Source organism: Nonomuraea sp. CA-218870 (genome assembly GCF_050936535.1).
Lineage (GTDB): Bacteria > Actinomycetota > Actinomycetes > Streptosporangiales > Streptosporangiaceae > Nonomuraea > Nonomuraea corallina.
In genome coordinates this window covers 4,005,936-4,029,090 of record NZ_JBNJMN010000001.1, presented here as the reverse complement: position 1 = coordinate 4,029,090, position 23,155 = coordinate 4,005,936, and the positions used below count along the sequence as shown (strand labels likewise).

Annotated in this window: 25 protein-coding genes; 16 read left to right on the top strand and 9 right to left on the bottom strand. The window is 73.7% G+C overall.

Features of this window, described 5'->3' with window-relative positions; translation table 11 throughout:
- Positions 1–92 precede the first annotated feature (92 nt).
- Positions 93–299, bottom strand: coding sequence for a hypothetical protein (locus tag ACQEUU_RS19480; RefSeq protein ID WP_433067875.1), 207 nt, complete (start codon positions 297–299; stop codon positions 93–95).
- Positions 296–1,693: a phospholipid carrier-dependent glycosyltransferase gene (locus ACQEUU_RS19475; RefSeq protein WP_433067874.1), complete on the bottom strand. Its 1,398-nt coding sequence runs from the start codon at positions 1,691–1,693 to the stop codon at positions 296–298. The genes ACQEUU_RS19480 and ACQEUU_RS19475 overlap by 4 nt, the downstream gene beginning before the upstream one ends.
- Before the next feature lie 152 nt (positions 1,694–1,845).
- Between ACQEUU_RS19475 and ACQEUU_RS19470 the strand changes: the two genes are divergently transcribed.
- Both ACQEUU_RS19470 and ACQEUU_RS19465 read left to right on the top strand, forming a co-directional pair.
- Complete coding sequence (locus ACQEUU_RS19470; RefSeq protein WP_433067872.1) at positions 1,846–2,502, top strand: response regulator transcription factor; 657 nt, start codon at positions 1,846–1,848, stop codon at positions 2,500–2,502.
- Positions 2,499–3,650 (top strand): sensor histidine kinase, encoded by a 1,152-nt coding sequence (locus tag ACQEUU_RS19465; RefSeq protein WP_433067870.1) that lies wholly within the window; start codon positions 2,499–2,501, stop codon positions 3,648–3,650. Before ACQEUU_RS19470 ends, ACQEUU_RS19465 begins: the two co-directional genes overlap by 4 nt.
- On the opposite strand, the gene ACQEUU_RS19460 is transcribed toward ACQEUU_RS19465, so the two are convergent.
- Both ACQEUU_RS19460 and ACQEUU_RS19455 read right to left on the bottom strand, forming a co-directional pair.
- Entirely contained in the window at positions 3,647–6,883 is a 3,237-nt protein-coding gene (locus ACQEUU_RS19460; RefSeq protein WP_433067868.1) for an AAA family ATPase, read from the bottom strand. The genes ACQEUU_RS19465 and ACQEUU_RS19460 overlap by 4 nt on opposite strands.
- A gap of 76 nt (positions 6,884–6,959) precedes the next feature.
- A complete protein-coding gene (locus ACQEUU_RS19455) occupies positions 6,960–8,822 on the bottom strand; it encodes a propionyl-CoA synthetase (RefSeq protein ID WP_433067867.1) in 1,863 nt (620 codons plus the stop codon).
- 371 nt (positions 8,823–9,193) lie between these two features.
- On the opposite strand from ACQEUU_RS19455, the gene ACQEUU_RS19450 reads away from it, so the two are divergent.
- The 5 genes from ACQEUU_RS19450 (at position 9,194) to ACQEUU_RS19430 (ending at position 12,897) form a co-directional block, all read left to right on the top strand.
- The gene (locus ACQEUU_RS19450) at positions 9,194–9,430 is read left to right on the top strand and encodes a hypothetical protein (protein WP_433067865.1); all 237 of its coding nucleotides are present in this window, start codon (positions 9,194–9,196) and stop codon (positions 9,428–9,430) included.
- A 92-nt stretch (positions 9,431–9,522) separates the two neighbouring features.
- On the top strand, positions 9,523–10,614 hold the full coding sequence (locus ACQEUU_RS19445; RefSeq protein WP_433067864.1) for an AAA family ATPase: 1,092 nt from the start codon (positions 9,523–9,525) through the stop codon (positions 10,612–10,614).
- Complete coding sequence (locus tag ACQEUU_RS19440) at positions 10,611–11,948, top strand: vWA domain-containing protein (RefSeq protein WP_433067863.1); 1,338 nt, start codon at positions 10,611–10,613, stop codon at positions 11,946–11,948. Before ACQEUU_RS19445 ends, ACQEUU_RS19440 begins: the two co-directional genes overlap by 4 nt.
- Complete coding sequence (locus ACQEUU_RS19435; protein WP_433067861.1) at positions 11,945–12,694, top strand: hypothetical protein; 750 nt, start codon at positions 11,945–11,947, stop codon at positions 12,692–12,694. Before ACQEUU_RS19440 ends, ACQEUU_RS19435 begins: the two co-directional genes overlap by 4 nt.
- 26 nt (positions 12,695–12,720) lie before the next feature.
- On the top strand, positions 12,721–12,897 hold the full coding sequence (locus tag ACQEUU_RS19430; RefSeq protein ID WP_433067860.1) for a hypothetical protein: 177 nt from the start codon (positions 12,721–12,723) through the stop codon (positions 12,895–12,897).
- A 141-nt stretch (positions 12,898–13,038) separates the two neighbouring features.
- Here ACQEUU_RS19430 and ACQEUU_RS19425 read toward each other — a convergent pair whose 3' ends face one another.
- Positions 13,039–13,431, bottom strand: a complete 393-nt coding sequence (locus ACQEUU_RS19425; protein WP_433067859.1) for a hypothetical protein — start codon at positions 13,429–13,431, stop codon at positions 13,039–13,041.
- A gap of 64 nt (positions 13,432–13,495) precedes the next feature.
- Here ACQEUU_RS19425 and ACQEUU_RS19420 point away from each other — a divergent pair, with 64 nt between their 5' ends.
- Complete coding sequence (locus ACQEUU_RS19420) at positions 13,496–14,134, top strand: nucleotidyltransferase domain-containing protein (protein ID WP_433067857.1); 639 nt, start codon at positions 13,496–13,498, stop codon at positions 14,132–14,134.
- The gene (locus tag ACQEUU_RS19415; protein ID WP_433067855.1) at positions 14,131–14,862 is read left to right on the top strand and encodes a nucleotidyltransferase domain-containing protein; all 732 of its coding nucleotides are present in this window, start codon (positions 14,131–14,133) and stop codon (positions 14,860–14,862) included. Before ACQEUU_RS19420 ends, ACQEUU_RS19415 begins: the two co-directional genes overlap by 4 nt.
- 52 nt (positions 14,863–14,914) lie before the next feature.
- Here the strand turns inward: ACQEUU_RS19415 and ACQEUU_RS19410 are convergent, their stop codons facing one another.
- Together ACQEUU_RS19410 and ACQEUU_RS19405 are read right to left on the bottom strand one after the other, a co-directional pair.
- Complete coding sequence (locus ACQEUU_RS19410) at positions 14,915–15,130, bottom strand: arylamine N-acetyltransferase (RefSeq protein WP_433067854.1); 216 nt, start codon at positions 15,128–15,130, stop codon at positions 14,915–14,917.
- 151 nt (positions 15,131–15,281) lie between these two features.
- Positions 15,282–16,214: a GNAT family N-acetyltransferase gene (locus ACQEUU_RS19405; protein ID WP_433067853.1), complete on the bottom strand. Its 933-nt coding sequence runs from the start codon at positions 16,212–16,214 to the stop codon at positions 15,282–15,284.
- A gap of 137 nt (positions 16,215–16,351) precedes the next feature.
- On the opposite strand from ACQEUU_RS19405, the gene ACQEUU_RS19400 reads away from it, so the two are divergent.
- The gene (locus ACQEUU_RS19400; protein ID WP_433067851.1) at positions 16,352–17,266 is read left to right on the top strand and encodes a hypothetical protein; all 915 of its coding nucleotides are present in this window, start codon (positions 16,352–16,354) and stop codon (positions 17,264–17,266) included.
- A 25-nt stretch (positions 17,267–17,291) separates the two neighbouring features.
- The gene (locus ACQEUU_RS19395; RefSeq protein ID WP_433067850.1) at positions 17,292–17,813 is read left to right on the top strand and encodes a hypothetical protein; all 522 of its coding nucleotides are present in this window, start codon (positions 17,292–17,294) and stop codon (positions 17,811–17,813) included.
- A 22-nt stretch (positions 17,814–17,835) separates the two neighbouring features.
- Here the strand turns inward: ACQEUU_RS19395 and ACQEUU_RS19390 are convergent, their stop codons facing one another.
- Positions 17,836–18,630, bottom strand: coding sequence for a class I SAM-dependent methyltransferase (locus ACQEUU_RS19390; protein WP_433067848.1), 795 nt, complete (start codon positions 18,628–18,630; stop codon positions 17,836–17,838).
- Positions 18,631–18,763: 133 nt separating this feature from the next.
- On the opposite strand from ACQEUU_RS19390, the gene def reads away from it, so the two are divergent.
- The 3 genes from def to ACQEUU_RS19375 all read left to right on the top strand — a co-directional run bounded on the left by def (position 18,764) and on the right by ACQEUU_RS19375 (position 20,142).
- Positions 18,764–19,285, top strand: a complete 522-nt coding sequence (gene def, locus ACQEUU_RS19385; protein ID WP_433067846.1) for a peptide deformylase — start codon at positions 18,764–18,766, stop codon at positions 19,283–19,285.
- Between the two features lie 91 nt (positions 19,286–19,376).
- A complete protein-coding gene (locus ACQEUU_RS19380) occupies positions 19,377–19,793 on the top strand; it encodes a CBS domain-containing protein (RefSeq protein ID WP_433067845.1) in 417 nt (138 codons plus the stop codon).
- 10 nt (positions 19,794–19,803) lie between these two features.
- Positions 19,804–20,142: an MmcQ/YjbR family DNA-binding protein gene (locus tag ACQEUU_RS19375; RefSeq protein ID WP_433067843.1), complete on the top strand. Its 339-nt coding sequence runs from the start codon at positions 19,804–19,806 to the stop codon at positions 20,140–20,142.
- A gap of 67 nt (positions 20,143–20,209) precedes the next feature.
- Here the strand turns inward: ACQEUU_RS19375 and ACQEUU_RS19370 are convergent, their stop codons facing one another.
- On the bottom strand, positions 20,210–21,157 hold the full coding sequence (locus tag ACQEUU_RS19370) for a hypothetical protein (protein ID WP_433067842.1): 948 nt from the start codon (positions 21,155–21,157) through the stop codon (positions 20,210–20,212).
- 87 nt (positions 21,158–21,244) lie between these two features.
- On the opposite strand from ACQEUU_RS19370, the gene ACQEUU_RS19365 reads away from it, so the two are divergent.
- Together ACQEUU_RS19365 and pfkB are read left to right on the top strand one after the other, a co-directional pair.
- Positions 21,245–22,006 (top strand): DeoR/GlpR family DNA-binding transcription regulator, encoded by a 762-nt coding sequence (locus ACQEUU_RS19365; RefSeq protein WP_433067840.1) that lies wholly within the window; start codon positions 21,245–21,247, stop codon positions 22,004–22,006.
- Positions 22,003–23,106, top strand: coding sequence for a 1-phosphofructokinase (gene pfkB, locus ACQEUU_RS19360; RefSeq protein ID WP_433067839.1), 1,104 nt, complete (start codon positions 22,003–22,005; stop codon positions 23,104–23,106). The genes ACQEUU_RS19365 and pfkB overlap by 4 nt, the downstream gene beginning before the upstream one ends.
- Positions 23,107–23,155 lie beyond the last annotated feature (49 nt).

The window sequence follows — 23,155 nt, the reverse complement described above, 5'->3', positions numbered from 1 at the left end:
GCGACGCCGGGCGGGGGGTGCCGCAGGCCGGGGCCGCAACACGCCGAGCACGCCCTTCATCTCGGCCAGCGCCTGACGGCTGCTGTCGCGGATCACGGCGAGGGCGTCGCGGGCCTCGGGCGGGCCGCCAGCGCGGCCTCCGGCCTGCGGGGCAGCCAGGCCGGCGCGAGCACGGCCGCGCAGAGCAGGGCGTAACCGGGCGGGCCGAGGGGCGTGGCCCCGGGCTGGTTGTCGTAGGCCATGACGGTCGAGTACAGGACGACCACCGCCATGCCGCAGACCAGGGCGAGCGTCCTCACACCCGTACGGTAGTGCGCTCCACGGCGGCCGGGCGATACCGCGCCCGCGGTATCCCGTGTACGGCGAGCGCGGCGGCGACGCAGGCCGGCGGGATCGCGGGCAGCACGTAGCGGTGGTCGAAGTCGAGCGCGGCGACCGGCGCGACCAGGAGGAAGACGGCGAACGTCCACGGCAGCGCGGCCGGCCGCCGGCGCCCGGCGGAGCCGGCGGCCCCGGCCAGCAGCAGCACGCCGAAGAGCGTCCCGTGCAGGAACCACGGGTACGGGTAGGCGGCCAGCGCCGAGCCCCACGGCTCCACCGAGCGCATGCCCCGGATGTCCGGGTCGTACGTGGCGCGCACCCGCCGCACCAGCTCGTTGCCGGGCACGGTCCAGACCCCGTACGGGAACCTGGAGGTCGGCGTCATCCGGTCGGGGTGCGGCACCGGCTCCCAGGTGAAGGCGAGCGCGGTGTTCGCGGCCACCTCCCGCAGGTAGTCGAGCGGCTGGGCGGCGATGGCGCGCAGGGCGAAGGACCTGGCCAGGTCGTTGTGCGCGAAGCGGTCGCCGGGCAGCAGGTTGAGCGAGGCGCCGGGGGCCCACACGTACTCGGAGGCGGCGTCCACGACGGTGCCGTTCGGGCAGAGCTTCGCCTCCTCGGGCGGCGGCCGGATGATCGAGCAGTCGGCGAACGTCATCGTGCGCGCCCACAGCGCCACTCCGTCGGAACCGCTGAGGGCGAACCGGCCGTGGTGGCGTTCGTACCAGCCGGCGTAGGCGAGCAGGGGCAGCGCGCCGGCCACCGCCAGGACCGCCGCCAGGACCGCCGCCCGCCGCCACCCGACCCGCCGGAGCAGGAGCCAGAGCGTGGCGATGCCGATCAGCGGCACCGCGGCCGTGCGGGTGAGCCCGGCCAGGGCGAGCAGCAGGCCGGCCGCGGCCGCCGCCCGCGTGCTGACCTCCTCGCGGCGGGCCAGCACGAGCAGCGCGGCCGTCACCAGGAAGATCACTTGCAGGTCGGACAGGATCGCGTGCTCCAGCCGGACGAACGACGGGTCGAAGAGCACCGGGAGGGCGGCGAGCGTGGCGCCCCAGCCGGGCAGCCCGCGCGAGCGCAACAGGGCGTACATCATGACGGCCACGCCCAGCCCCATCGCGTGCTGCACCCCCGCGACCAGCTCCACGCTGTGGAAGGGCCGCAGCAGCCACAGGAAGGCGGAGTAGCCGGCGGGGTGGAAGGCCCCGTTCGGCCGCAGGCGCACGGCGGTGTCGAGGTAGGTGAACGAGTCGTACCAGTACACCATCGCGGTGTCGTACCCGAGTATGACCAGCACGCGCAGCGCGGCGGCGAGCACGAGCACGGCCGTGAACAGGCGGTGGCCGGACGGTGGCCGCGAAGCGAGGACGGACGCCATGGCGTGGCCCCCTCGGACGGGCCGGGCGGGTCCCGGCCGTAGGAGCCGAAGTTGAGCGGCCGGCGGATAACCATGGCGTCACTTGATCCGGTTATGCCAGCGTTATGCCTCTACAGTCACACTGTTCGGCATTTCGACTTTTGGGGGCAAGAGTGCGGGTGTTGATCGCCGAGGACGAGCGTATGCTCGCCGACTCGATCGCCGAGGGCCTGCGGGACGAGGCGCTCGCCGTGGACGTGGCCTACGACGGCGACGGGGCGCTGGAACGGCTGGGTGTGCACGACTACGACGTGCTCATCCTCGACAGGGACCTGCCCGGCACGCCCGGCGACCAGGTGTGCGCGGCCGTGGTCGAGCGCGGCTGGCTGGTGCGCGTGCTCATGCTGACCGCGGCGGGCGACGTACGGGCCAGGGTCGCGGGGCTGTCACTCGGCGCGGACGACTACCTGCCCAAGCCGTTCGCGTTCGAGGAGCTGGTGGCGCGGGTGCACGCGCTGGGCCGGCGCGCCAGGAAGGCCGATCCGCCGATGCTGGAGCGGGCCGGGGTGCGGCTCGACTGGGCGCACCGGCAGGTGTTCAGGGACGGACGGTACGTGCCGCTGGCCCGCAAGGAGTTCGGGGTGCTGGCGGAGCTGCTGCGCGCCCAGGGCGCGGTCGTGTCGGCGGAGGACCTGCTGGAGAAGGTGTGGGACGAGCACATCGACCCGTTCACGAACACCGTGCGGACCACGATGACGAAGCTGCGCAAGAAGCTCGGCGCGCCGCAGGTGATCGAGACCGTGCCCGGTGCCGGCTACCGCGTCCCATGAGCATCCGGCTCCGGTTCGCGCTGGCCTGCGCGCTGGTGTTCGCCCTGGTCGGGGCGCTGCTGCTGGCAGGACTGCTGCTGGTCGTCCGGCAGAGCCTGGAGCCGCGCGCCGGGCTGCTGAAGCCGGCGTACATGGATCTGCCGTCGGGCTACTATCCGCGGCACACCCGCGGCTACGCCGTCGCCCAGGACCGGGTGGCCCGGGTGCGCCGGATCTACCAGCGTGACACGCTCGCCAACGTGCGCGACATCGGCGCGCTCGCGGTCCTGGCCGGCGCCGGGCTGGCCTTCGCGGCGGGCTGGCGGGCGGCCGGCTGGACGCTGAGGCCGTTGGCCGACGTGACCGCGACCGCGCGCCGGGTGGCGCAGAGCCACGACCTCACCGAGCGGATCGGCTACGAGGGCCCGCGCGACGAGCTGAAGGAGCTGACCGAGACCTTCGACATCATGCTCGGCCGGCTCGCCCGGTCCTTCGACGGCCAGCGCCGCTTCGTCGCCAACGCCTCGCACGAGCTGCGCACGCCGCTGACCATCAACCGGACGCTGGTGGACGTGGCGGTGCGGCGGCCCGACGCGACCGACGACGTCAAGCGGCTCGGCGAGTCGCTGCTGCTGGTGAACTCCCGGCACGAGCGGCTCATCGACGGCCTGCTGGCGCTGGCCGAGGGCGAGCAGGCCGTGCTGGACCGCCGCCCGTTCGACCTGTCGGACGTGGCCGAGCACGTGCTGGACCAGGCGGCGGAGGAGGCGGCCGAACGCGAGGTGACCCTGCACCGGCTGCTGGACACCGCGCCGACGGCCGGCGAGGCGGTGCTGGTGGAGCGGCTGGTGCAGAACCTGGTGGAGAACGCCGTCCGGCACAACCACGCCAAGGGCGAGGTCTGGGTGACGACCCGGCAGCGGGCCGACCGGGTGGAGCTGGTGGTGGCCAACACCGGGTTGCAGGTCCCTCCGTACGAGATCGAAACGATCTTCGAGCCGTTCCGGCGGCTGCACGGCGACCGGCTGCGCTCCGACCGCGGCAGCGGGCTGGGCCTGTCGATCGTCCGGGTCATCGCCGAGGCGCACGGCGGCGTGGTGACCGCCCGGCCGCGAGAGGAGGGCGGCCTGACCATCACGGTCGAGCTGCCGGTCGACGACGCCGGCTAAGGGCTGTGGATCTTGCGGAGCACGTCCTCGGGGATGCCCGCCTGGACGAGGCTCTCCCAGCTCTCGAACCGTTCGGTGATCATGGATTCGACGAGCGCCCGCAGCAGCGCGTGGTCGGCGCCGGCGTGCAGGAGCTCGCTGAGGATGCGGCCGCGGCCGGCGAAGGACAGCGCGGCGCCGTCGGCCGTGACCGCGTGCGCGATGAGCGCCAGCGGGCGGGTGTCGCGCGGCGCGCCGGGGGCGGTGACGGCGCTGATCGCGTCGAGGTAGCGGACGATCCGGTCATCGGGGTCCGGCGGCTCGCCGGCGAGCAGCTCGGCCAGCAGCCGGGGCAGGCTCGCCACCCGGCCCGGCCGCAGCACGAGCGCGATGTCGGCGCTCTCCCCTGAGAGGCTCTCCCCCAACAGGTCGGCGAGCAGGTCGGTGTCGGGGCTGAGCAGGTACGGCCGCTCGGCGAAGGCCCGGACGCGGTGGCGCAGCACGGCGGCGCGCTGCCCGTGCCGCTGCCCGTGCCGCTGCCCGTGCTGCTGGTCGAGCCCCTGGGAGGAACCCTGGTCGGGATCCAGCCGGTGGTCGAACCGGTGGCCGAACCAGTGGCCGGTCCGGTGGCCGAACCACCAGTCGAGCCCGTCACCGCCGGGCGGTTCGGCGGGCCCGCCGAGCAGGATGTCGCGCTCGCCGTTCTCCGTCACCCGCCGGGCGGGCAGGGCGGCCAGCAGCCCGGTCCAGCCGCCGTCGCCGAGCTGGCTGCGCCACAGGTGGGCGTGGGAGGTCCACCGCGCCAGCGGGTCGGGGTCGCCGAACAGCTCCGACACCCGCACGGGCGCGCCGGAGGCGGCCACCGCCAGCAGGGTGAGGTTGGCGGAGTAGGCGGCCAGCCGCCGCGTCACCGGCCGCCGCACCGGCTCGAACCCGGTGAAGGACCGCCGCCGCCGCTCGTACAGCGACTCCCGCAGCAGCGCGCCGAGCAGTTCGACGGCCCGCTCGCGCTCCTGGGCGGGCAGCTCGGCGAGCAGCTCGACGGCGAAGCCGACGATCGGCCCGCGCTCGGCCAGGCAGGAGAACGAGGCGACCGCGTACAGCAGGTCGTCGTCCAGGTCCTGGGCGGGCGCGGCGGCCAGCTCGCCCCCGGTCAGGTCGTGCCGCCTGACCAGCTCACGGACCGCGAACACGGCCAGCCACGCGACGAGGAACTCGCCGAAGGTGGCGTGCGCGAACGCGTGGCCGCGCACCCGCTCGCCGCCGTCCGCCGAAGAGGCACCCCCTGAGCCGTCCGCGATCGTACGGTGGACGAAGAACAGCCGTCTGGTGACCCGGTCCGCCCGGCTGCCCGGCCCGCACAGCGCCGCGAGGTCGGCGTCGAGCGTGGCCGTCGCGGCGGCGGGACGGCCGCGGGCGAACATCGACAGCGCGACCGCCCCCAGCCGCACCAGCTCCCGGTCCACCAGGGCGCGCAGCCGGGGCGGCGGCAGCCCGACGGCGGAGGCGTCCCTGGCGATCTCACGGCGGGCGACGTCGCGGACGAGCGCCTCGTACAGCTGGGCGCGGCCGGCGCCCTGCACCACGCCGCCGCCCGCGTGGTGGAGGGCGAGCAGCAGCAGGAGCAGCGGCTGGGTGGCGAGCTCGGGGTGGGCCAGCGCGTCGCCGGCGGACAGCGGGGCGCGGTCGCGGCGGGCGAGCACCGCCCGGTTCGTCTGGTCCCAGACGCCGAGCCAGCGCCGCACCTGGTCCTCCTCGAACGGGCACAGCTGCAGCACGACCACGCCTTCGGGGAAACGCACCTGGTCGGCGACGACGGTGCGCCCGGTGACGACGACGGCGACGGGGCGGCCGACGCGGTACTGCCTGGCCTGGAACTCCTGGATCAGCTCCAGGTAGTCGTGGCGGTCCGCGCCCTGGACCAGCTCGTCGAAGCCGTCGAACAGCACCACCGGCAGCGCCCCCTGCCCGGCCTCCACCAGGTCCTCGAAGCGCACGTCCGCGTCCAGGACGGTGCGCAGGCCCTGGTCGATCTGGGACAGGACGGTGGACTCGGCCACGACGTCGCCCAGCTCCACCCGGACCGGCAGGAACTCCGAGCCGGCCAGCCGGGCGGCCAGGACCTCCACGAGCGTGGACTTGCCCGCCCCCGGCTCGCCCAGCACGACCAGCGGGGCCTGCGTGGCGCCGAGCGAGGTGAGGTGGCCGACCAGGAACGCCTCGGTGTCGGGCAGCGTCCGCTGCCCCGCCCACCAGCTCTTGGCGGCGGGACGGGCCGGCTCGGCGGCGGCCTGGGCAGCGGACCCGGCTGTGGGCACGGCGTTGGGCACGGCGGTGGATTCGGCGGTGGGCACGGCTGTGGGCACGGCTGTGGGCCCGGCTGTGGGCTCGGCGACCCGGCAGCGCGGGGTGATGTAGCCCTCGCCGAGCAGCGGCAGCGTCACGCCCTCGGGTGGCTCCTGTCCGGCCATGAGCGGCTGGCCGAGCGCGCCGGCGGCGAGCCGTACCAGGTGGGTGACGGGCCGGTCGCCGGTGCGCGGCGGGGCCAGCTCGGCCAGCAGCCGCGCCACCCGCGACAGCCCCGCGCCCGGCGGCTGCCGTTCGGCGCCCAGGCTCCACCTGGCGAACTCGGGGCAGTCCAGCGCGAGCAGCCGGTAGTCCTGGTCGTAGACGCGCAGCGCGTGCGCCTCGGGGCCGTCGGCGAGCAGCGCCGGCAGCCGGGCGCGGTCGCCCGCCTGCAGTTCGCCCCACACCGGCAGGCCGCGCGCGTAGGCGACGAGCGCCTCGGACATCCGCCGGTGGGCCCGCCGCACGGCCTCCCGGGTCTCCTCGTACGGGCGATGCGGCTCGGGCGCCGGCAGCCGGGTGGCGAGCAGGACCCTGACGAGGGCGGCGTACCGCTCGGCGGCTTCGGGGTGCCGGGAGTGCTCCAGCCGTTCCAGGGTGACCGGCAGCCGGGCCGCCTCGCTCATGGCCTCGAAGTACGCCGAGACGACGATCACGGCGTGCGCGGCGGCCAGCCGGCGGGTCCGCAGGAAGCGGGTGTCGCCGCCGCGCCCGGCGGCGCCTCCGCGCACCGCCTCCGCGGTGTAGCGGACGATCTCACTCCGCAGCTCGGCCAGGCCCATGGCGGGTACAACGCGGCCCCGGCCGATCGGCGACACGGCCGCGGCCTGCTCGACGGCCCTGGCCAGCCCGATCCGTTCGCAGCCGAGGATGTCCAGCGCGCCCGCGTAGCTCAGGATGTCCGTCATCGGCGTCTCCGAAGAGCGTGAGGAGTCCCATCATGACGCCGTCCGGACGCCTTGGGACGGTCCTCGGGGTGGCGGCTCAGTCCTCGACCGCCTCGGCGATCTCCGTGAGCGCGGCGGGATCCTCGATCGTGGACGGCACGGCGTAGGCGGACCCCGCGGCGATGTCGCGCATGGTGCGGCGCAGGATCTTGCCGGACCTGGTCTTGGGCAGCCGGGTCACGACGACGGCCCTGCGGAACGCCGCGACGGGGCCGATCCGTTCGCGGACCAGGGCGACCAGCTCGCGCTGGATGTCGGCGGGGTCGCGCCGCGAGCCCGCCTTGAGCACCACGAACCCGACGGGGAGCTGCCCCTTGAGCTCGTCGGCCATGCCGATCACCGCGCACTCGGCCACGTCCGGGTGGGCCGAGACGACCTCCTCGATGGCCCCGGTCGACAGCCGGTGGCCGGCCACGTTGATCACGTCGTCGACGCGGCCCATGACGAACAGGTAGCCGTCGTCGTCCACGTACCCGCCGTCGCCGGTCAGGTAGTGGCCGGGGTAGCGCGACAGGTAGGACTCGGTGAAGCGCTCGTCGTCGCGGTAGAGCGTCGGCAGCGAGCCCGGGGGCAGCGGCAGCCGGACCGTGACGGCGCCCTCGACGCCGGGCGGGCACTCGTTCCCCTCTCCGTCGAGGATGCGCACGTCCCAGCCGGGGACGGGCTTGGTGGGCGAGCCCGGTTTGAGCGGCAGCCGCCCGATGCCGACGCAGTTCGCGGCGATCGGCCAGCCGGTCTCGGTCTGCCACCAGTGGTCGATGACCGGGATGCCGAGCAGGTCGGAGGCCCAGTGGTAGGTGTCGGGGTCGAGGCGCTCGCCGGCGAGGAAGAGGTAGCGAAGTCCCGACAACTCATGCTTTTTGACGAAACTGCCGGATGGGTCCTCCTTTTTGATGGCACGGAACGCGGTGGGCGCCGTGAACAGCGTCCGCACCCCGTACGTCGACACCACCCGCCAGAACGCGCCCGGGTCGGGAGTGCCGACGGGCTTGCCCTCGTACAGGACGGTCGTGCAGCCGGCGAGCAGCGGGCCGTAGACGATGTAGGAGTGGCCGACGACCCAGCCGACGTCGGAGGCGGCCCAGAAGACCTCGCCGGGCGCGGCCCCGTACACGCCGGCCATGCTCCAGTGCAGGGCGACCGCGTGGCCGCCGTTGTCGCGCACCACGCCCTTGGGGGTGCCGGTGGTTCCGGAGGTGTAGAGGACGTAGAGCGGGTCGGTGGCCGCCACGCTCACGCACCCGGCGGGCTCGGCGTCGCGCACGGCGTCCGCCCAGTCGAGGTCGCGGCCCTCCGTGAGGTCGGCGCGGCACTGCTCGCGCTGCAGGACCACGCAGTGGGCGGGCCGGTGCGAGGCCTGCTCCAGCGCGGCGTCGAGCAGCGGCTTGTACGCGATCAGGCGGGCCGGCTCGATCCCGCAGGACGCCGACAGCACCACCTTGGGCCGGGCGTGGTCGATGCGGACGGCCAGCTCGCCGGCCGCGAACCCGCCGAAGACCACCGAGTGCACGGCCCCCAGCCGGGCGCAGGCGAGCATCGCGACCACGGCCTCGGGCACCATCGGCATGTAGATCACCACGGTGTCGCCGGCTCCGACGCCGAGGCCGCGCAGCATCCCGGCGGTGCGCGCGACCTGGTCGAGCAGCTCGCGGTAGGTGTAGCGGCGGGCGGTCCCCGTGACGGGGCTGTCGTAGATCAGCGCGTCCTGGTCGCCGCGGCCCGCCGCGACGTGCCGGTCGACGGCGTTGTGGCAGGTGTTGAGCCGCGCGCCGGGGAACCACCGCCCGTCGTCGCGGATCCGCTCGGGCGCGACGTCCCAGTCGATCCCCCGCGCCGCCTCGCGCCAGAACTCCTCCGGCGCCTCCATGCTCTGCCGGTAGACGGACTCGTAGCTACGCATTCCCGGAGCACTCTCCACGACTCAAGACTGTGTCAGCATTCGACGATCATCAACCCGGGTCGGGCAACAAAGCCCTAAATTGGGGGATTCGGGCTCCGTGCCAAGTGCCACGAGAGTGCCAGTGGGTTCTGCCATCGAAGGTCCAGTGACTCGGCCACGAGAGTGTCAGCAGCACACGGGAGCCCCCAGTGGTCGGCGTACACCGTGGCCCTGGTGTCCCCCCTGGTGGGGGCTCGCGCCCGCTTGGGACTGGTCGTTGCGGACGCGTCGGCACCCCAGGTTGATCAGGTGCCGGACCGGGCCCGGACCTGGCGTCTGCGCGTCGTCACCTTTGGTTGACGCACCACCAATCGTCAACCTAGGATGACGGCATGGAGGCCGACCGCATCGCAGTGCTCGCCCAAGCGGTGAACACCGACGACCCGATCAGCTTGCTCGCGGTCATCGCCGAGCTCCGCCGTGAGATGGCGCGTTTGGAGGCGGTGGCGGTCCGCCGGGCGCGGACTCAGGGCAACAGCTGGACAGAGATCGCCGCCGCTTTGGGCATCAGCAAGCAGGCGGTGCACAAGAAGTACGGCGGCCGGGGCCTGTTCCGCGCCCAGGAATAGCAGACAGACACCACACCGAGCGTCAGCGAGCACGGCTCGACGTTCCGATACGTGCTGCCCGGAAACGGTCCGCGCGGCCGGCGAGGAGGACGATGATGGCGGCGCCATTAGTGACAAGAGAGGCTCTCGCGGTCGCGGTGACAGCCAATCTGCCGGTCATCCTTTGGGGTGCGCCGGGTACCGGTAAGACGTCCGCGGTGACCGCGCTGGGCGCGGCCGTCGGCCTGCCGGTCGAGGTGGTGGTCGGCTCGATCCGCGAGCCCAGCGACTTCTCCGGGCTGCCGGTGCTGCGTGAGGGCAGCACCTGGTTCGCGCCGCCGCGATGGGCCGAGCGGCTCTCCGCCGAGGGCGCCGGCCTGCTGTTCCTCGACGAGCTGACCACCGCGCCGCCGGCCGTGCAGGCCGCCATGCTGCGGGTGGTGCTGGAGCGCATGGTCGGTGACCTGGTGCTGCCGGACGAGGTGCGGATCGTGGCCGCGGCCAACCCGCCTGAACAGGCCGCCGACGGCTGGGACCTGTCCGCGCCGCTGGCCAACCGGCTCATCCACCTGAACTGGACGGTGTCGGCCGAGGACATCGCCGAGGGTTTCGCCGGCGGGTTCCCCGTGCCGGAGTTCGACGTGAAGGACACCGCCGGGCCCGCCGAGGTGGCTGGCGCGCGGGCGCTGGTCGGGGCGTTCCTGCGGGTGCGGCCGGAACTCGTGCTGGCGGTGCCCGACGGTCCCGACCGGGCGGGCCGCGGCTGGCCCAGCCCGCGTAGCTGGGAGATGGCCGCACGGGCGGTCGCCGCATGCGACCACATGGGCTCCGGCGAGCCGGTCCTGGCCGAGTTGGTGCTCGGCGCGGTCGGTGAGGCGGCCGGGTTCGAGCTGCTTTCCTGGCGCCGCAACCTTGACCTGCCCGACCCGAAGACCCTGCTGAACGACCCCCAGGCCCGCCTGCCCGAACGCCTCGACCGGCTGCATGCCCTGCTCGGCGCGGTGGTGGCGTACGTGCACTCGGACGCCACGGCCGACACGTGGGAGCGGGCGTGGGCGGTGGTTGCCCGGGTAGCTCGCACGGCACCGGATGTGGCGGCGACTGCGGCCCGGTCGCTGGCCCGCTCCCGGCCCGAGGGCGCGATGCTGCCCAGGACGATGCTCGAACTCGCGCCGGTGCTGCGCGCGGCGGGGCTCATGCGATGACCGCCGGCCGCCCTCGCGCTCCCGTTCTCGAAGAGGCGGTGCGCGCCAGGATCGCCGCCGCGCGGCTGTGGGCGGCGCACCAGGCGCCGTACCTCGCCTCGGCCGTCTTCGCCCTCAAACCGGTCATCCTGGAACCGGCCCTGGACGAGGATACCGGCGAGCCCGTCGCCGACCAGGAGTTCCGCGCCTTTCCCGCCGACAGCCGGTGGAACCTGTATGTGGAACCGGGCACCGCGCTGGCCACTCCGGTCGAGGAGGTCGGCTGGTGGATGCTGCACCAGGTGGGTCATCTGGTACGTGGCCACGCGGCCCGCTCGCCGGTGCGGCCGGAGCCAGGCCAGGAGGTGAGCCACGCCGCGGGCGCGGTCCGCGACGAGGAGGCCCACCGCTGGAACCAGGCCGCCGACGCCGAGATCAACGACGACCTGGAGTCCGAGGACCTGCGCGGCCCGGCGGGCGTGGTGTCGCCCGCCGAGCTGGGCCTTCCGGCCAACCGCACCGCCGAGGAGTACGTGCCGATGCTCGAGGTGCTGGCCCAGGCCATGGGCCGCGGCGGGCGGGCACTGGCCGAGGCGATCGACTGCGGCAGCGCCGTGGACGGGCAGGAGCGCACCTACGAGGACAGCGGCTCCGGCGACGGGCTCACCCAGCTCGACCGAGAACTGCTCGAACGCTCCATCGCGGCCGGCATCCAGGACAGGATCAGCGCGCGCAGCGAGGTGCCGTCGGGGTGGCGCCGCTGGGCCGAGGAGTGCCTGCGTCCCTCGGTGAACTGGCGGGCCCGCCTGGGCGCGATGATCCGGCGCGGGGTGAGCACGGTGGCCGGGCAGGTCGACTTCAGCTATCGCCGCCCGTCGCGCCGCGTCGGCGCCTACACCGACATCGTGCCGCCGTCGATGGTGCGCGCGGTCCCGGACACCGTACTGGTGATCGACACCTCCGGCAGCGTCACCAACGACGTGCTGAACCGGCTGCTCGCCGAGGTGACCGGGATCATCGAGGGAGTGGCCGGGCCGAACCGGCGGCTGCGGGCGTTCTGCTGCGACGTCCGCCCCCACCCCGTCCAGGTGGTGCGCCGGGCGGGCGACATCGAGCTCGTCGGTGGCGGCGGCACCGACATGCGGGCCGGCATCGCCGCGGCGATGGCCCTGCGGCCCCGGCCCGACCTGGTCATCGTGCTGACCGACGGCGAGACGCCGTGGCCGGAGCAGCGCCCCGCGGCGCATGTGGTGGTCTGCCTGATCGGCGACGGCGGGCACGCGCCCGAGTGGGCGTCCGTGGCCGGGGTCCCGGCGGGCCCGCTGCGGCGGGTGCCGGCGAAAGGAGAGTCATGACAACGGGCTACGCCGACGAGCCGAGCCCCGAGCCGCTGCACGAGTGGCGGGAACGCGGTTTCACCATCGCCGAGGCCCGGCAGTGGATCGATGACGGCTTCTCGATCACCGACGCGGAGCGGTGGCGCAAGGCCGGGGTCTACACCGCCGCCGACGCGCGGCCCTGGCGCACCGCCGGAGCCACCCCGTACACCGTGGACCTGTGGCTACGGGCCGGTATGACCCCACGGGACGCGGTGCAGTGGCGCGAACTGGGCTACTCCCCTCAGGAGGCGGCCGACCGGCACCTCGCCGGGGAACGCCCGCACCCGCGGGGCTGGCTGTGGCGGCTGCTGCACCGGGGCGAGAAGCCGGGCGGCGCGTTCGCTGATGAGGAACGCTCCGGCAGCATGCGCCAGCTGCTGCGAGCCGGCGTCACAGCGAGCCGGGCGCGCGCCTACGTGGAGGCAGGCTGGACGAGCGCCGACGCGGTGGAGTGGGCGAAACGCGGCATCGAGGCGGGACAGGCACAGGTCTTCGAAGCGCTCGGCCTGTCCCCCCGCGAGTCCGAACGGGTGCTCGCCTCGGGACAGGACGCCATCTCCCTGATGACCGAGTTCTGGCGCGCCGGAGTGCCGATCAACGAGGTGGCGGACTGGCGCGCGGCGGGTTTCACCGCCCAGGAGGCGGCCCGGATGCGGGCCGACGGCACCGACGTCGAGCAGGCCAAGGTGCTGCGGGCATTGACCGAGGGCGACGGACCCTGACCGAAAGGGCGAGAAGCACAGGCCAAATGCTCCTCGACACGGACACCCAGATCGCCGCAGGCCTCTACGGCGACCTCACCGGTGTCCTATCCGAGCTGATCGGAGGCCCCACCACCTCTCTACGCGACACCCTCACCATCGCCCCTCAAGCCCTGACCTGTTCCCAGACCACAGGCAAGTCGGCCAGGAAGGTGTCCCGTTAGGGGAACGCTCAACAAGACACGTCTCGTCGTCGGTCGGTGGCGACGCGACCTGCGGCGACGTCGTCTCAGATAGGTAGTCCGTGAAACTGTCCGGTGACGGGGGGCTGAACGGTACGGTCGGCGGGTGGGAGAACTGATCGGCTACGCCAGATGCTCGACCGTCCTGCAAGACCTCACCGCCGAATTCTCTGGATGAGGCAACGCCGCCTGGCTCTGCGCAACCTCGTCGGCGACGCGCACGCCCTGGACCTGAGCACCCTCGTATGGACGTGAACCAGCCCGAGCCGCTCGGAACCTGGCTTCTGCATCGCCCTGGCTCTCGGCCAGCCGCTGCGACTGGACCAGATCGCTCACATTCTGAACTGGCCAATCACCGCCGGCTACATCACCTGCCGTATCGATGCCAACGGCCAACCCGCCGCGATCACGCTCACCCCCGACGTCGCCTTCAGCCTGAACATCCCCATCGATCTCCATGACACCCTGCTGCTCGACCCAGAGACGTGATGTGACCGGCGTCACTGACGTACTCATGGCAGAAACTCACTGACACTTGGAGGTACACGATCAAGGTACGGCGTCGATCCGGTCGTTGCTCGTGAACGATGATCTGATCCTGTCCGTGGTGACCGGTTCGCGCGCGTACGGGCTGGAGACCGAGGCGTCCGACATCGACCGGCGTGGCGTGTTCGTGGCGCCGACCGAGGCGTTCTGGCGGCTGGACAAGCCGCCGACGCACCGCGACGGGCCGCTGCCCGAGCAGTTCTCGTGGGAGGTCGAACGGTTCTGCGCGCTGGCGCTGCAGGCGAACCCGACGGTGCTGGAGTGCCTGTGGTCGCCGCTGGCCGAGGTGATCACGCCTGCCGGGCGGCGGCTGCTCGATCTGCGGGGCGCGTTCCTGTCCGGCCGCGCCCAGGAGACGTTCGCCGGGTACGCGGACGCCCAGTTCCGCCGGCTGGACCCGGCGGCACCGAAGTGGAAGCAGGCCATGCACATGATCAGGCTGCTGCTGAGCGGCCTCCATCTGGTCCGGCACGGCGAGCCGCGCGTCCGGGTGGGCGACGACCGCGAGCGCCTGCTGGCCGTCAAGCGGGGCGAGGTGCCGTGGGCGGAGGTGGACGCCTGGCGCGCGCGGCTGGTCGCAGAGCTGGCGGCGGCCGATTCGGTGCTGCCGGAGCGGCCGGACCGGGAGGCGGTCGAGGGGTTCCTGATCGGCGTGCGGAGGGAGAATCTGTGAACCTGCCCGCCTGGTTGCCGGAGATCCCGGGTGAGCAGCCGTACCCGCTGGTGTTCGCCACCGTGAGCGGGGCCCATCTGTACGGGTTCCCGTCGGCGGACTCGGACGTGGACCTGCGCGGCGTGCACGTGCTGCCGGCCCGGGAGGTCGTCGGGCTGGTCACCGGGCCGGAGACGCTCGACGCGACGTGGACGCGGGACGGCGTCGAGGTGGACCTGGTGACGCACGACCTGGCCAAGTTCTGCCGGCTGCTGCTGAGCCGCAACGGCTACGTGCTGGAGCAGCTCCTGTCGCCGCTGGTGGTGGCGTCGTCGCCGGTGCACGAGGAGCTGGTGGCGCTGGCGCCCGCGTGCCTGACCCGCCATCACGCCCACCACTACCTGGGGTTCGCGCGGACGCAGTGGCGGCTGTTCGGGAAGACGGGCGAGCTGAAGCCGCTGCTGTACACGTTCCGGGTGCTGGCCACCGGGATCCACCTGATGCGGACGGGCGAGCTGCGGGCCGATCTGACGGAGCTGTACGGGTACGGGCCCCCGTACCTGCCCGAGCTCGTGGCCGCGAAGCGGGAGGCCGAGCACGGCGCCGCGCCCGCGATAGCCTCGGCGGCCGCGGACGTGGCGAGGATGACCGCGGAGCTGGAGCGGGCCGGGGACGGCACGGCGCTGCCCGGCCAGGCCGCCGCGCACGCCGCCCTGCACGACCTCGTGGTCCGGGTCCGCCTGGGTTAGCGCAGAATCGGTGCCATGACGTTCGCCGGCAGGCAGGAGTCGCTCGCGGCGATCAACGGGCTGGTGGGACACCGGCCGGTCGGGACCGACCCAGGGATCGGCCGCCGAGCCGGATGCGGGCCAGCAGCCGGGTCACCGGGAAGCCGAGGCGTTCCAGGGCGGCCGCGAACGGCAGGTTCTGCTCGTGGCAGTAGCCGCCGCGGCCCCCGGTCACCATCTTGTCCTGCGGGGACTTCGGGCCGAGCGGGATGCCTCTGCCGAGCACCACGTCCAGGTTCTCGAACGGGATGGCGGTGACGTGCGCGCGGCGGACGGGGTGCGCGGGCCGCCGTGGCCGATCCGGTCGAGGTACGCGTCCGGGTCGAGGTCATCGATGTGCCACCTGGCTCGACCGTGCCGGAGCGGGCGGCCCGCGCGCATCACGCGTTCACGGGATTCGCCGAGAGCACGAGCCTCACGGCGAACAGCTCGTACCCGGCCCGCTCGAACGCCCGCGCCATCGGCGCGTTGCCCGTGTCGGTGTCGGCGACGACCCGGTCCGCGCCGCGCCCGGCGTGACTGCGGGTGATCTCGGCGAGCAGGTCGTCGACGTAGCCGCGGCCGCGGTGCTCGGGCAGCACGCCCAGGTAGCCGACGACCGGGCCGGACTGGTTGGCGGACGGCAGCGCGAACCCGGCCGGTTCGCCGGAGCGGGTGCGGGCCAGCCGCCACCACGACCGGTCTCCCGGCATCGCCAGGTAGTCGGCCAGGTCCTCCCTGGCCTGGGTCTCGGCGTCCTTGACGAGCAGGGCCTGCCGGGTGTGGTGGTCGAGGCTGCCGGCCGACACGGCCGCGAAGGCGGCGACGAACGCCTCGTCGTCGGGTTCCTCGTGGAAGGTCAGCCTGCCGGACGCCTCCGGCATCGGCCGGTCCGGGGTCCAGGCGTACCGGAGCCGTTCCAGTTCCTCGGTCAGGCCCGCGCGGCGGCCCGCCTCCCACCGCCAGCCGACGGCGGCGGTGACGGCGGGGTCGGCGCGCCAGCCGACCGGCACGAACACGTGGTAGGCGGGCCGGTCGCCGAACGCGTCGTGGGCGTGGCGCAGAAGTTCGGCCGCCAGCGCGACGCGGTCGGGGACCGACGGGTGCGTATACAGGCAGTCGAGCGCGAGCGGCCCGGAGCCGGGGAAGCCCCACCAGACGGCGCGGGCCAGGATCTCGCCGTCCTGCTCCGCCACCCAGATCCGGTCGTGGCGGTAGTGGCCGTCGGCGAGGAAGGAGCGCAGCCGTTCGGGGTGGGCCCAGCTGACGGGCTCGTCGACGGCGCAGTCGAGCAGGCGGCCGAGATCAGACGCGGCCGTGGGACGGAAAAGCACGGTTCCTCCGAAGAGCGGGAGCGGACGCGGTGAGCGTCCGGGAAGAGCGGGACATCTCAGCGCCTCCTTTCGTCCGGTCTATCGGGGTACGGGGGGACACTATCGCACTTGCCAGGAAGGTCCGACAGGATAGGGAGATGCCCGCCTACGAAGACGTGTTCCCGCTCCAGCAACCTGTCCGCCTGCCGCCGCGGGAGGAGCTGGTCGCCGCCGTGCGGTCGGCGCCGCTGGCGGCGGAGTTCCTCGACGGCCAGGAGGACGAGCTGGAGGCGTGGGGGGAGGTGTGCCGCGACCGGCTCGACGAGGCCCTGCTCCTGGAAGTGGTGCGCCTGTTCGTGGCGCGCGAGCCCGCCGCCGGCGATCCTCCCGCCGAGCTGGTGGCCTTCGGCCTGGTACGGGGCGCGAACCCGTACGAGGCGACCCCGGTCGGGCTGTGGATGGCCCGGCGCCTCATCGAGGAGCTCACCGGTCAGGAGGTGCCGATCATGGGCTCGCTGGCGGAACGGGACGCCGCCGGGCTGCTGCGCGGCCTGCGCTCGTACCCGGAGGCGGAGCGCGACGAGGAGCTGGCCGGGTGGCTGGCCCGCCGCGACCCGGCCGGGGCCGCCAAGGAGATGGCCGCCGCGCTCACGGAGGTGAGCCCGCTCAGCCGGGCGGTCGGCATCGAGCTGCTCGGCTTCCAGCTGGGCGACGAGGGCCGCCGCGCGCTGGACGACCTGGTGATCGTGCCCAAGGTCGGCGCGGTGATCGCCGCCAGGCTGAGCCGCGACGACCGGCAGCCGGCCACCGAGGAGATCGGCTGGGTGCTGGTGGACATGGCGGCGGCGCTGCTGGAGTTCGGCGGCGAGGCGTCGGAGGTGGTCGAGTCGGTGGCCGCCGGGATGGAGCCGGACGAGCAGGCGAGCACGATCACGCTGCTGGCGCTCTGCGACCACCCGGCCACCGAGCCGGTGCTGCGGGTGTTCATCGATCACCACCCGGACCCGGGTGTGGCCGCCGCCGCCCGCAAGGCGCTGCGCCGCCTGCACGGGCTCGCCTCGGCTCGCGGGTGACGGCCCGGCGGTAGAGTCGGCGGCGATGACGAAGCATACGATCACCCGTCAGAGCGGGACGATCCTCGGCGAGACCTACGGCTGCGACTGCGGCGCCCACCTGGCCGGCCGGATGGCGGCCGAGGTGCACGCGGCCGAGCACCACCAGTGCTCGGTCTGCCTGGGCTCGGCCGAGGAGGAGCCGGCGCCAGGCCTGACGCGTCCCTGCACCTCGTGCGCCGGCACCGGACGGCGGCGCGAGCAGATCACCTGGCAGCTCGCGCACGCCGAGGCCGAGCGGCTGATCACGCCTGCGGTGGTGCGCGGGGTGGTGGACGCCTTCGCCGGGCCGTTCCGCCTGTCGGAGGTCGCCGACGCGGTGCGCGACGGGTTCGGTCTGCCGCCGGGCCGGCTGCCGGTGGGGCCGCGGGTGCGCGACCTGCTGCTGGAGCTGCAGTCGGCGGGCGAGATCACCATGGTGTCGGCGCCGGACGAGCTGATCGACGGCACCGACGTGGTGCTCTTCCGCGATCCGCAGTGGCAGCGGGCGCGCACGCTCGGGATCTGATCCCCTCGCCGCCGCGCGGCCGTCAGGCGCGGCAGAGGATCTCGCCGTGCAGGATGGACAGCCAGCCGTCGCCGGCCGCCGCCCACTCCCGCCAGCCCTCGGAGATCCGCCGCAGGTCCTCCCGGGTGGCGGCGCCGGTGGACAGCGCCTGCCCGGCCATGGCGGAGTCCAGGATCCGGTCGGCCCACATGCCGCCCCACCAGGCGCGGTCTTCGGGGGTGGCGAAGCACCAGGTGGACGAGGTGGCGGTGACGTCGGTGAAGCCGGCGGCGCGGGCCCAGGACAGCAGCCGCCGGCCGGCGTCCGGCTCGCCGCCGTTGCCGCGGGCGACCTTCTGGTAGAGCGCCAGCCAGGTGTCGAGCGCGGGGACGCGCGGGTACCAGGCGAAGGCCGCGTAGTCGCTGTCGCGGGCGGCCACGACGCCGCCGGGCCGGGCCACCCGCCGCATCTCGCGCAGCGCCGCCACCGGGTCGGCGACATGCTGGAGCACCTGGTGGGCGTGGACGACGTCGAACGACCCGTCGGGGAAGGGCAGGGCGTGCACGTCGGCGACGGCGAAGTCGACGTTGGCCGTGCCCCTGGCCGCCGCCTCCGCCCTGGCCAGTTCCAGCGCCTCTTCGGTCACCTCGGTCGCCGTCACCTTGGCCACCCGCCCGGCCAGGTCGGCGGTGATCGTGCCGGGGCCGCTGCCGACGTCGAGCAGGGTCGTCCCGGGGCCGAGGGCGGGCAGCAGGTAGGCGGCCGAGTTGGCGGCGGTGCGCCACCGGTGGGAGCGCAGCACGGACTCATGGTGACCATGGGTGTAGACGGCGTTCATCGCGGCTCCCTCGTCTCTGCGGATACCCGGCACGTTAACATCTATCTCATTATTCAAGAGGATATGTCTCGCTATTCGGACATATCAAGATTTCCCCTACACTGGCCCCGACGACGGGGAAGGGCGGTGGCACGTGGGCGAGATCCGGCCGATCGTGCGGGTCGGCGATCCGGTGCTGCACACGCCGTGCGAGCCGGTCACCCGGTTCGACGACGAGCTGCGGGCGCTGGTCGACGACATGTTCGCGAGCATGTACGCGGCCGACGGCGTCGGGCTGGCCGCCAACCAGATCGGCGTGGCCCTGCGGGTGTTCGTCTACGACTGCCCCGACGCCGACGACGTCCGCCACCGCGGCGTCGTCGTCAACCCCACCCTGGAGCTGCCCGGCCTCGGCGCGCGGCGCCTCGACCCCGGCGAGGAGGGCTGCCTGTCGGTCCCTGGCCAGTACGCGCCCCTCCCCCGCTCCGACCGCGCGGCGGCGCACGGCTTCGACGCCGAGGGGCGGCCGGTCACGGTCGAGGGCACCGGCATGCTCGCGCGCTGCCTCCAGCACGAGGTCGACCACCTCGACGGCCACCTCTACATCGACCGCCTCCCGGCCAAGCGGCGCAAGCAGGTGCTGGCCGCGTACGAGCAGTCGTATAACGCAGGCTAAATCCCGACAAATACCCCAGTAGGCCTGTGAGCACGGGGAATACCGGTAGGTGCCGTTCCCCCCGCCAGGGAACCATCGAAAGGCGACCACCATGGCCAGAACCGTGGCAGACGTCATGACCAAGAGCCCCGCCAGCGTCGACGCCGGGCAGCCGGTGAGCGTCGCCGCCGCGCTCATGCGCGACCGCGACACCGGCGCGATCATCGTCAACGACGACGGCCGGATGACCGGCATCGTGACCGACCGCGACATCACCATCCGGCTCGTCGCCGACGACAAGGGCCCCGACACGCCCGTGCGCGAGGCGTGCACGCCCAGCGTCGAGGTCGTCGGCCCCGACACCAGCATCGACCAGGCGGTCAAGCTCATGCGCCAGCACGCCGTACGCCGCCTGCCGGTCGTGGAGGACGGCCGCGCCGTCGGCATCCTGAGCATCGGCGACCTCGCGATGGAGCGCGACCCGAACTCGGCGCTCGCCGACATCTCCTCGGCGGAGGGCAACAGGTAGCGTTGACCGGGTGGTCACGGTCGAGGACGTACGACGGCTCGCGACGACCCTCCCCCGGTCGTCGGAGCATCTGATCAGGGATCGGATCAAGTTCCGCGTGGGCTCCATCGTCTACGTCGCGTTCTCGCGCGACGAGACGCTGATGGGGTTCGGCTTCCCCAAGGAGGAGCGGGCCGCGCTGGTCGCCGCCGAGCCCGCGAAGTTCCTCCTGCCCCGCGAGTCCGATCTGCGGTTCAACTGGGTGGTGGCCCGCATGGCCGCCCTCGATCCCGGCGAGATGCGCGAGCTGGTGATCGAGGCGTGGCGGATGGCGGTGCCCAAGAAGGTGTACGCCGCCTACATCGGCTGACGGTCCCCGGGCGCGGGATCCGCGGCCCGCCGTCATCCGGCGCATCGGGTCGACCGCCCGAGGGCGTTCACGAGACGTGGCGATGAAGGTCCCTGGTGATTCTCGTGACGCGCTGCACCGAACTCCGCCACGTCGTCCCCGCCGGGTGCGCGGTCAGCACCGCCATCACGTACCTCTCGTTCTTGCCCACGAGCCCGGTCGTGTAGAGCACCGGCCGGCCGTAGTCGGGCACCCGCGAGTCGGCGGCGCGGGCGGCGACCAGGGAGACGGACGCGCTCTGGGTCCTGGCGTCGCACCGGACCGGCGGCGTCAGCCCGAAACCCGACCAGCCCTGCTTGACCGCCTTGCGCCCCGGCACCCCGTCCGGGATGCCGAAGGTCTGGTCGAACCCGTCGCTGCCGCACGGCGTGGCCTCGCGCAGGTGGCCGAGGATCGTCTCGCGCACCCGCGGCGCGGCGGTGTCGAGCAGGTAGCGGTAGGTGCGCACGACGTCGTGCGCGCTCAGCGTGGCGTAGCCCCAGAAGCCGGGCTTGGACGCGGGAGGCGGCGCGGTGTCCTGCAGCCGGAGCTTGCGGGCCACGCGGGTGACGATGGCGCCCTTGCCGCCGCGGTTCCAGAACGCCGTGGCGGCGTCGTCGTCGCTCTCCCTCAGCATGATCTTCAGCAGCCTGGCGTCGGCCGCGGACACCGTCCCGCTCGACTCCAGGAAGTCGATCGCGATCAGGATTTTGATCACCGAGGCCGAGCGGTACGCCCGGTGCGCGTGCCGGGTCGCCACGAACCTGCCCTTCACCCGGTCGTACACCAGCCATGACACGGTCGTGCCCGGCGGCACCTTGGGCGGCGGGGCCTGCCGCGCCGCCGAAGGCGCCGTGACCTGGCCTGACGGGCTCTGGGCGGGCGAGCTCTGCGGGGCGCCGCTCGACGCGCGGGCGGGGGCCGCCGAAGGGCCCGCGACGCATCCGGCCGCGAGGGGTACGGCCGCGGCGACCGCGGCCCAGGGCTTCATGCGCATCGGTCATACCTATCAGAGTCTTGACCAACCACAGAAACGGCGATAAACACAGGGGAAACCAACTCGAAACGGCGGTGAATCAACATCATGTACGCCGAGGAGCGGCAGCAGGAGATCCTGCGCAGGGCGCGCGCGGCCGGCCGCGTCGACGTGGTCTCGCTGGCGGCCGAGCTCGACGTCACCACCGAGACCATCCGCCGCGACCTGACCGCGCTGGAGCGGGCCGGCGTGCTGCGCCGCGTGCACGGCGGCGCGATCCCCGTGGAACGGCTCGGCTTCGAGCCCGCGCTCGCCACCCGCGACGAGGTGATGACCGCGGAGAAGGAGCGCATCGCCAAGGCCGCCCTGGCCGAGCTGCCCGAGGACGGATCGGTCATCATCGACGCGGGCACCACCACGGGCCGCCTGGTGGGCGTGCTGCCCGCCGACCGCGAGCTCACCGTGGTGGTCAACTCGCCGCCGCTGGCCACCGTGCTCGCCGCGCGCAGCAACCTCAACGTGATCATGCTGGGCGGCCGGGTACGCGGCCGCACCCTGGCCACAGTGGACGACTGGGCGCTGCAGCCGCTGGCCCACCTGCACGTGGACGTGGCGTTCATGGCCACCAACGGCTGCTCCGCCGACAAGGGCCTGACCACGCCCGACCCGGCCGAGGCGGCGATCAAGCGGGCGATGGTGCGGGCCGCCGAGCGCAGCGTGCTGCTGGCGGACCACACCAAGTTCACCGCCACCTACCTCGCGCGGTTCGCCGCGCTGAACGAGATCGACGTCGTGATCACCGACACCGGCGTGGACGACGCGCTCGCCGCCGAGCTGTCGGCCGCCGGGCCCCAGGTGGTGCGCGCGTGATCGTCACCCTGACGCTCAACCCGAGCCTGGACCGCACGATCGAGATCGCCGCCCTGGACCGAGGGGCGGTCATCCGCGCCGCCGCCGCCCGGCTCGACCCCGGCGGCAAGGGCGTGAACGTCTCGCGCGCCCTGCTGGCCAACGCCGTGGCCTCGCGCGCCGTGGTGCCGTTCGGCGGCGACGAGGGCCGGCAGCTCGTGCGCCTGCTCCGGCAGGAGGGCCTCGACATGGTGACCGTGCCGGTGGCCGGCCGGACCCGGTCGAACGTGACGCTGGCCGAGCCCGACGGGACCGTCACGAAGATCAACGAGCCCGGCACGGCGCTGTCCCAGGACGAGCTCGACACGATCGCCGACTCGGTGCTGGCCGGGGCCCGCGAGGCCGACTGGGTGGTCGCCTCGGGAAGCCTCCCGCCCGAGGTGCCCGAGGACGTCTACGCCCGGCTGTGCCGCCGCTTCGCCGGGGCGGGCATCCACGTGGCGGTCGACACCAGCGGTCCCGCCCTCGCCTGCGCGCTCGGCTCCGGGCCCGCGCTGGTCAAGCCCAACCTGGAGGAACTGGCCGGGGCCACCGGCATGGCCATCGCCCGCGTCGGCGACGTGGTGGCGGCCGCGGCCAAGCTGCGGGCCGCGGGCGCCCGTACCGTGCTGGCCAGCCTCGGCGCCGACGGCGCCGTCCTGGTCGAGGACGGCGGCGCCTGGTACGGGGAGGCGCCCGTCGCCGAGCCCCGCAGCGCGGTCGGCGCGGGCGACGCCATGCTCGCCGGGTTCCTGGCGGGCGGCGCCCGTGGCGAGAGGGCGCTGGTGGAGGCGCTGGCCTGGGGCGCCGCCGCGGTCGGCCTCCCGGGCAGCCGCATGCCGGGGCCCTCGGACATCCGCCGCGACGAGGTGCGCGTCTCCCGTCCCGACCCGGCCCGCCTCCTCACCTCGGCGTTTCCCCGTACGTCCGGGCAGGCGCCCGCGGACCCCGCTCCCGTACGGCTCACCCCGCGAGAGACCTCCGCGACCACGACGCCCGTCATGTCCGGGGAGCGGTCGCGGTCCGCCGGGGACGGCGGGGCGGCCGGGGCGGAGCGGCATCCGCCGCCGTCCTCCCGCTGACCTCCGGCTCATCACGCACGAGCCTGCTCACCCCCCTAAGGAGCGAAGT

Bases quoted from the DNA above. Each gene is read 5' to 3' on its own strand.
- ACQEUU_RS19440 (WP_433067863.1), top strand. From the start codon at position 10,611: ATGACCGCCGGCCGCCCTCGCGCTCCCGTTCTCGAAGAGGCGGTGCGC.
- ACQEUU_RS19475 (WP_433067874.1), bottom strand. From the start codon at position 1,693: ATGGCGTCCGTCCTCGCTTCGCGGCCACCGTCCGGCCACCGCCTGTTC.
- ACQEUU_RS19370 (WP_433067842.1), bottom strand. From the start codon at position 21,157: ATGCGCATGAAGCCCTGGGCCGCGGTCGCCGCGGCCGTACCCCTCGCG.
- ACQEUU_RS19425 (WP_433067859.1), bottom strand. From the start codon at position 13,431: ATGAGTACGTCAGTGACGCCGGTCACATCACGTCTCTGGGTCGAGCAG.
- ACQEUU_RS19395 (WP_433067850.1), top strand. From the start codon at position 17,292: ATGACGAAGCATACGATCACCCGTCAGAGCGGGACGATCCTCGGCGAG.
- ACQEUU_RS19450 (WP_433067865.1), top strand. From the start codon at position 9,194: ATGGAGGCCGACCGCATCGCAGTGCTCGCCCAAGCGGTGAACACCGAC.
- ACQEUU_RS19435 (WP_433067861.1), top strand. From the start codon at position 11,945: ATGACAACGGGCTACGCCGACGAGCCGAGCCCCGAGCCGCTGCACGAG.
- ACQEUU_RS19400 (WP_433067851.1), top strand. From the start codon at position 16,352: ATGCCCGCCTACGAAGACGTGTTCCCGCTCCAGCAACCTGTCCGCCTG.
- ACQEUU_RS19430 (WP_433067860.1), top strand. From the start codon at position 12,721: ATGCTCCTCGACACGGACACCCAGATCGCCGCAGGCCTCTACGGCGAC.
- ACQEUU_RS19445 (WP_433067864.1), top strand. From the start codon at position 9,523: ATGATGGCGGCGCCATTAGTGACAAGAGAGGCTCTCGCGGTCGCGGTG.
- ACQEUU_RS19460 (WP_433067868.1), bottom strand. From the start codon at position 6,883: ATGACGGACATCCTGAGCTACGCGGGCGCGCTGGACATCCTCGGCTGC.
- ACQEUU_RS19465 (WP_433067870.1), top strand. From the start codon at position 2,499: ATGAGCATCCGGCTCCGGTTCGCGCTGGCCTGCGCGCTGGTGTTCGCC.
- ACQEUU_RS19380 (WP_433067845.1), top strand. From the start codon at position 19,377: ATGGCCAGAACCGTGGCAGACGTCATGACCAAGAGCCCCGCCAGCGTC.
- ACQEUU_RS19455 (WP_433067867.1), bottom strand. From the start codon at position 8,822: ATGCGTAGCTACGAGTCCGTCTACCGGCAGAGCATGGAGGCGCCGGAG.
- ACQEUU_RS19365 (WP_433067840.1), top strand. From the start codon at position 21,245: ATGTACGCCGAGGAGCGGCAGCAGGAGATCCTGCGCAGGGCGCGCGCG.
- ACQEUU_RS19390 (WP_433067848.1), bottom strand. From the start codon at position 18,630: ATGAACGCCGTCTACACCCATGGTCACCATGAGTCCGTGCTGCGCTCC.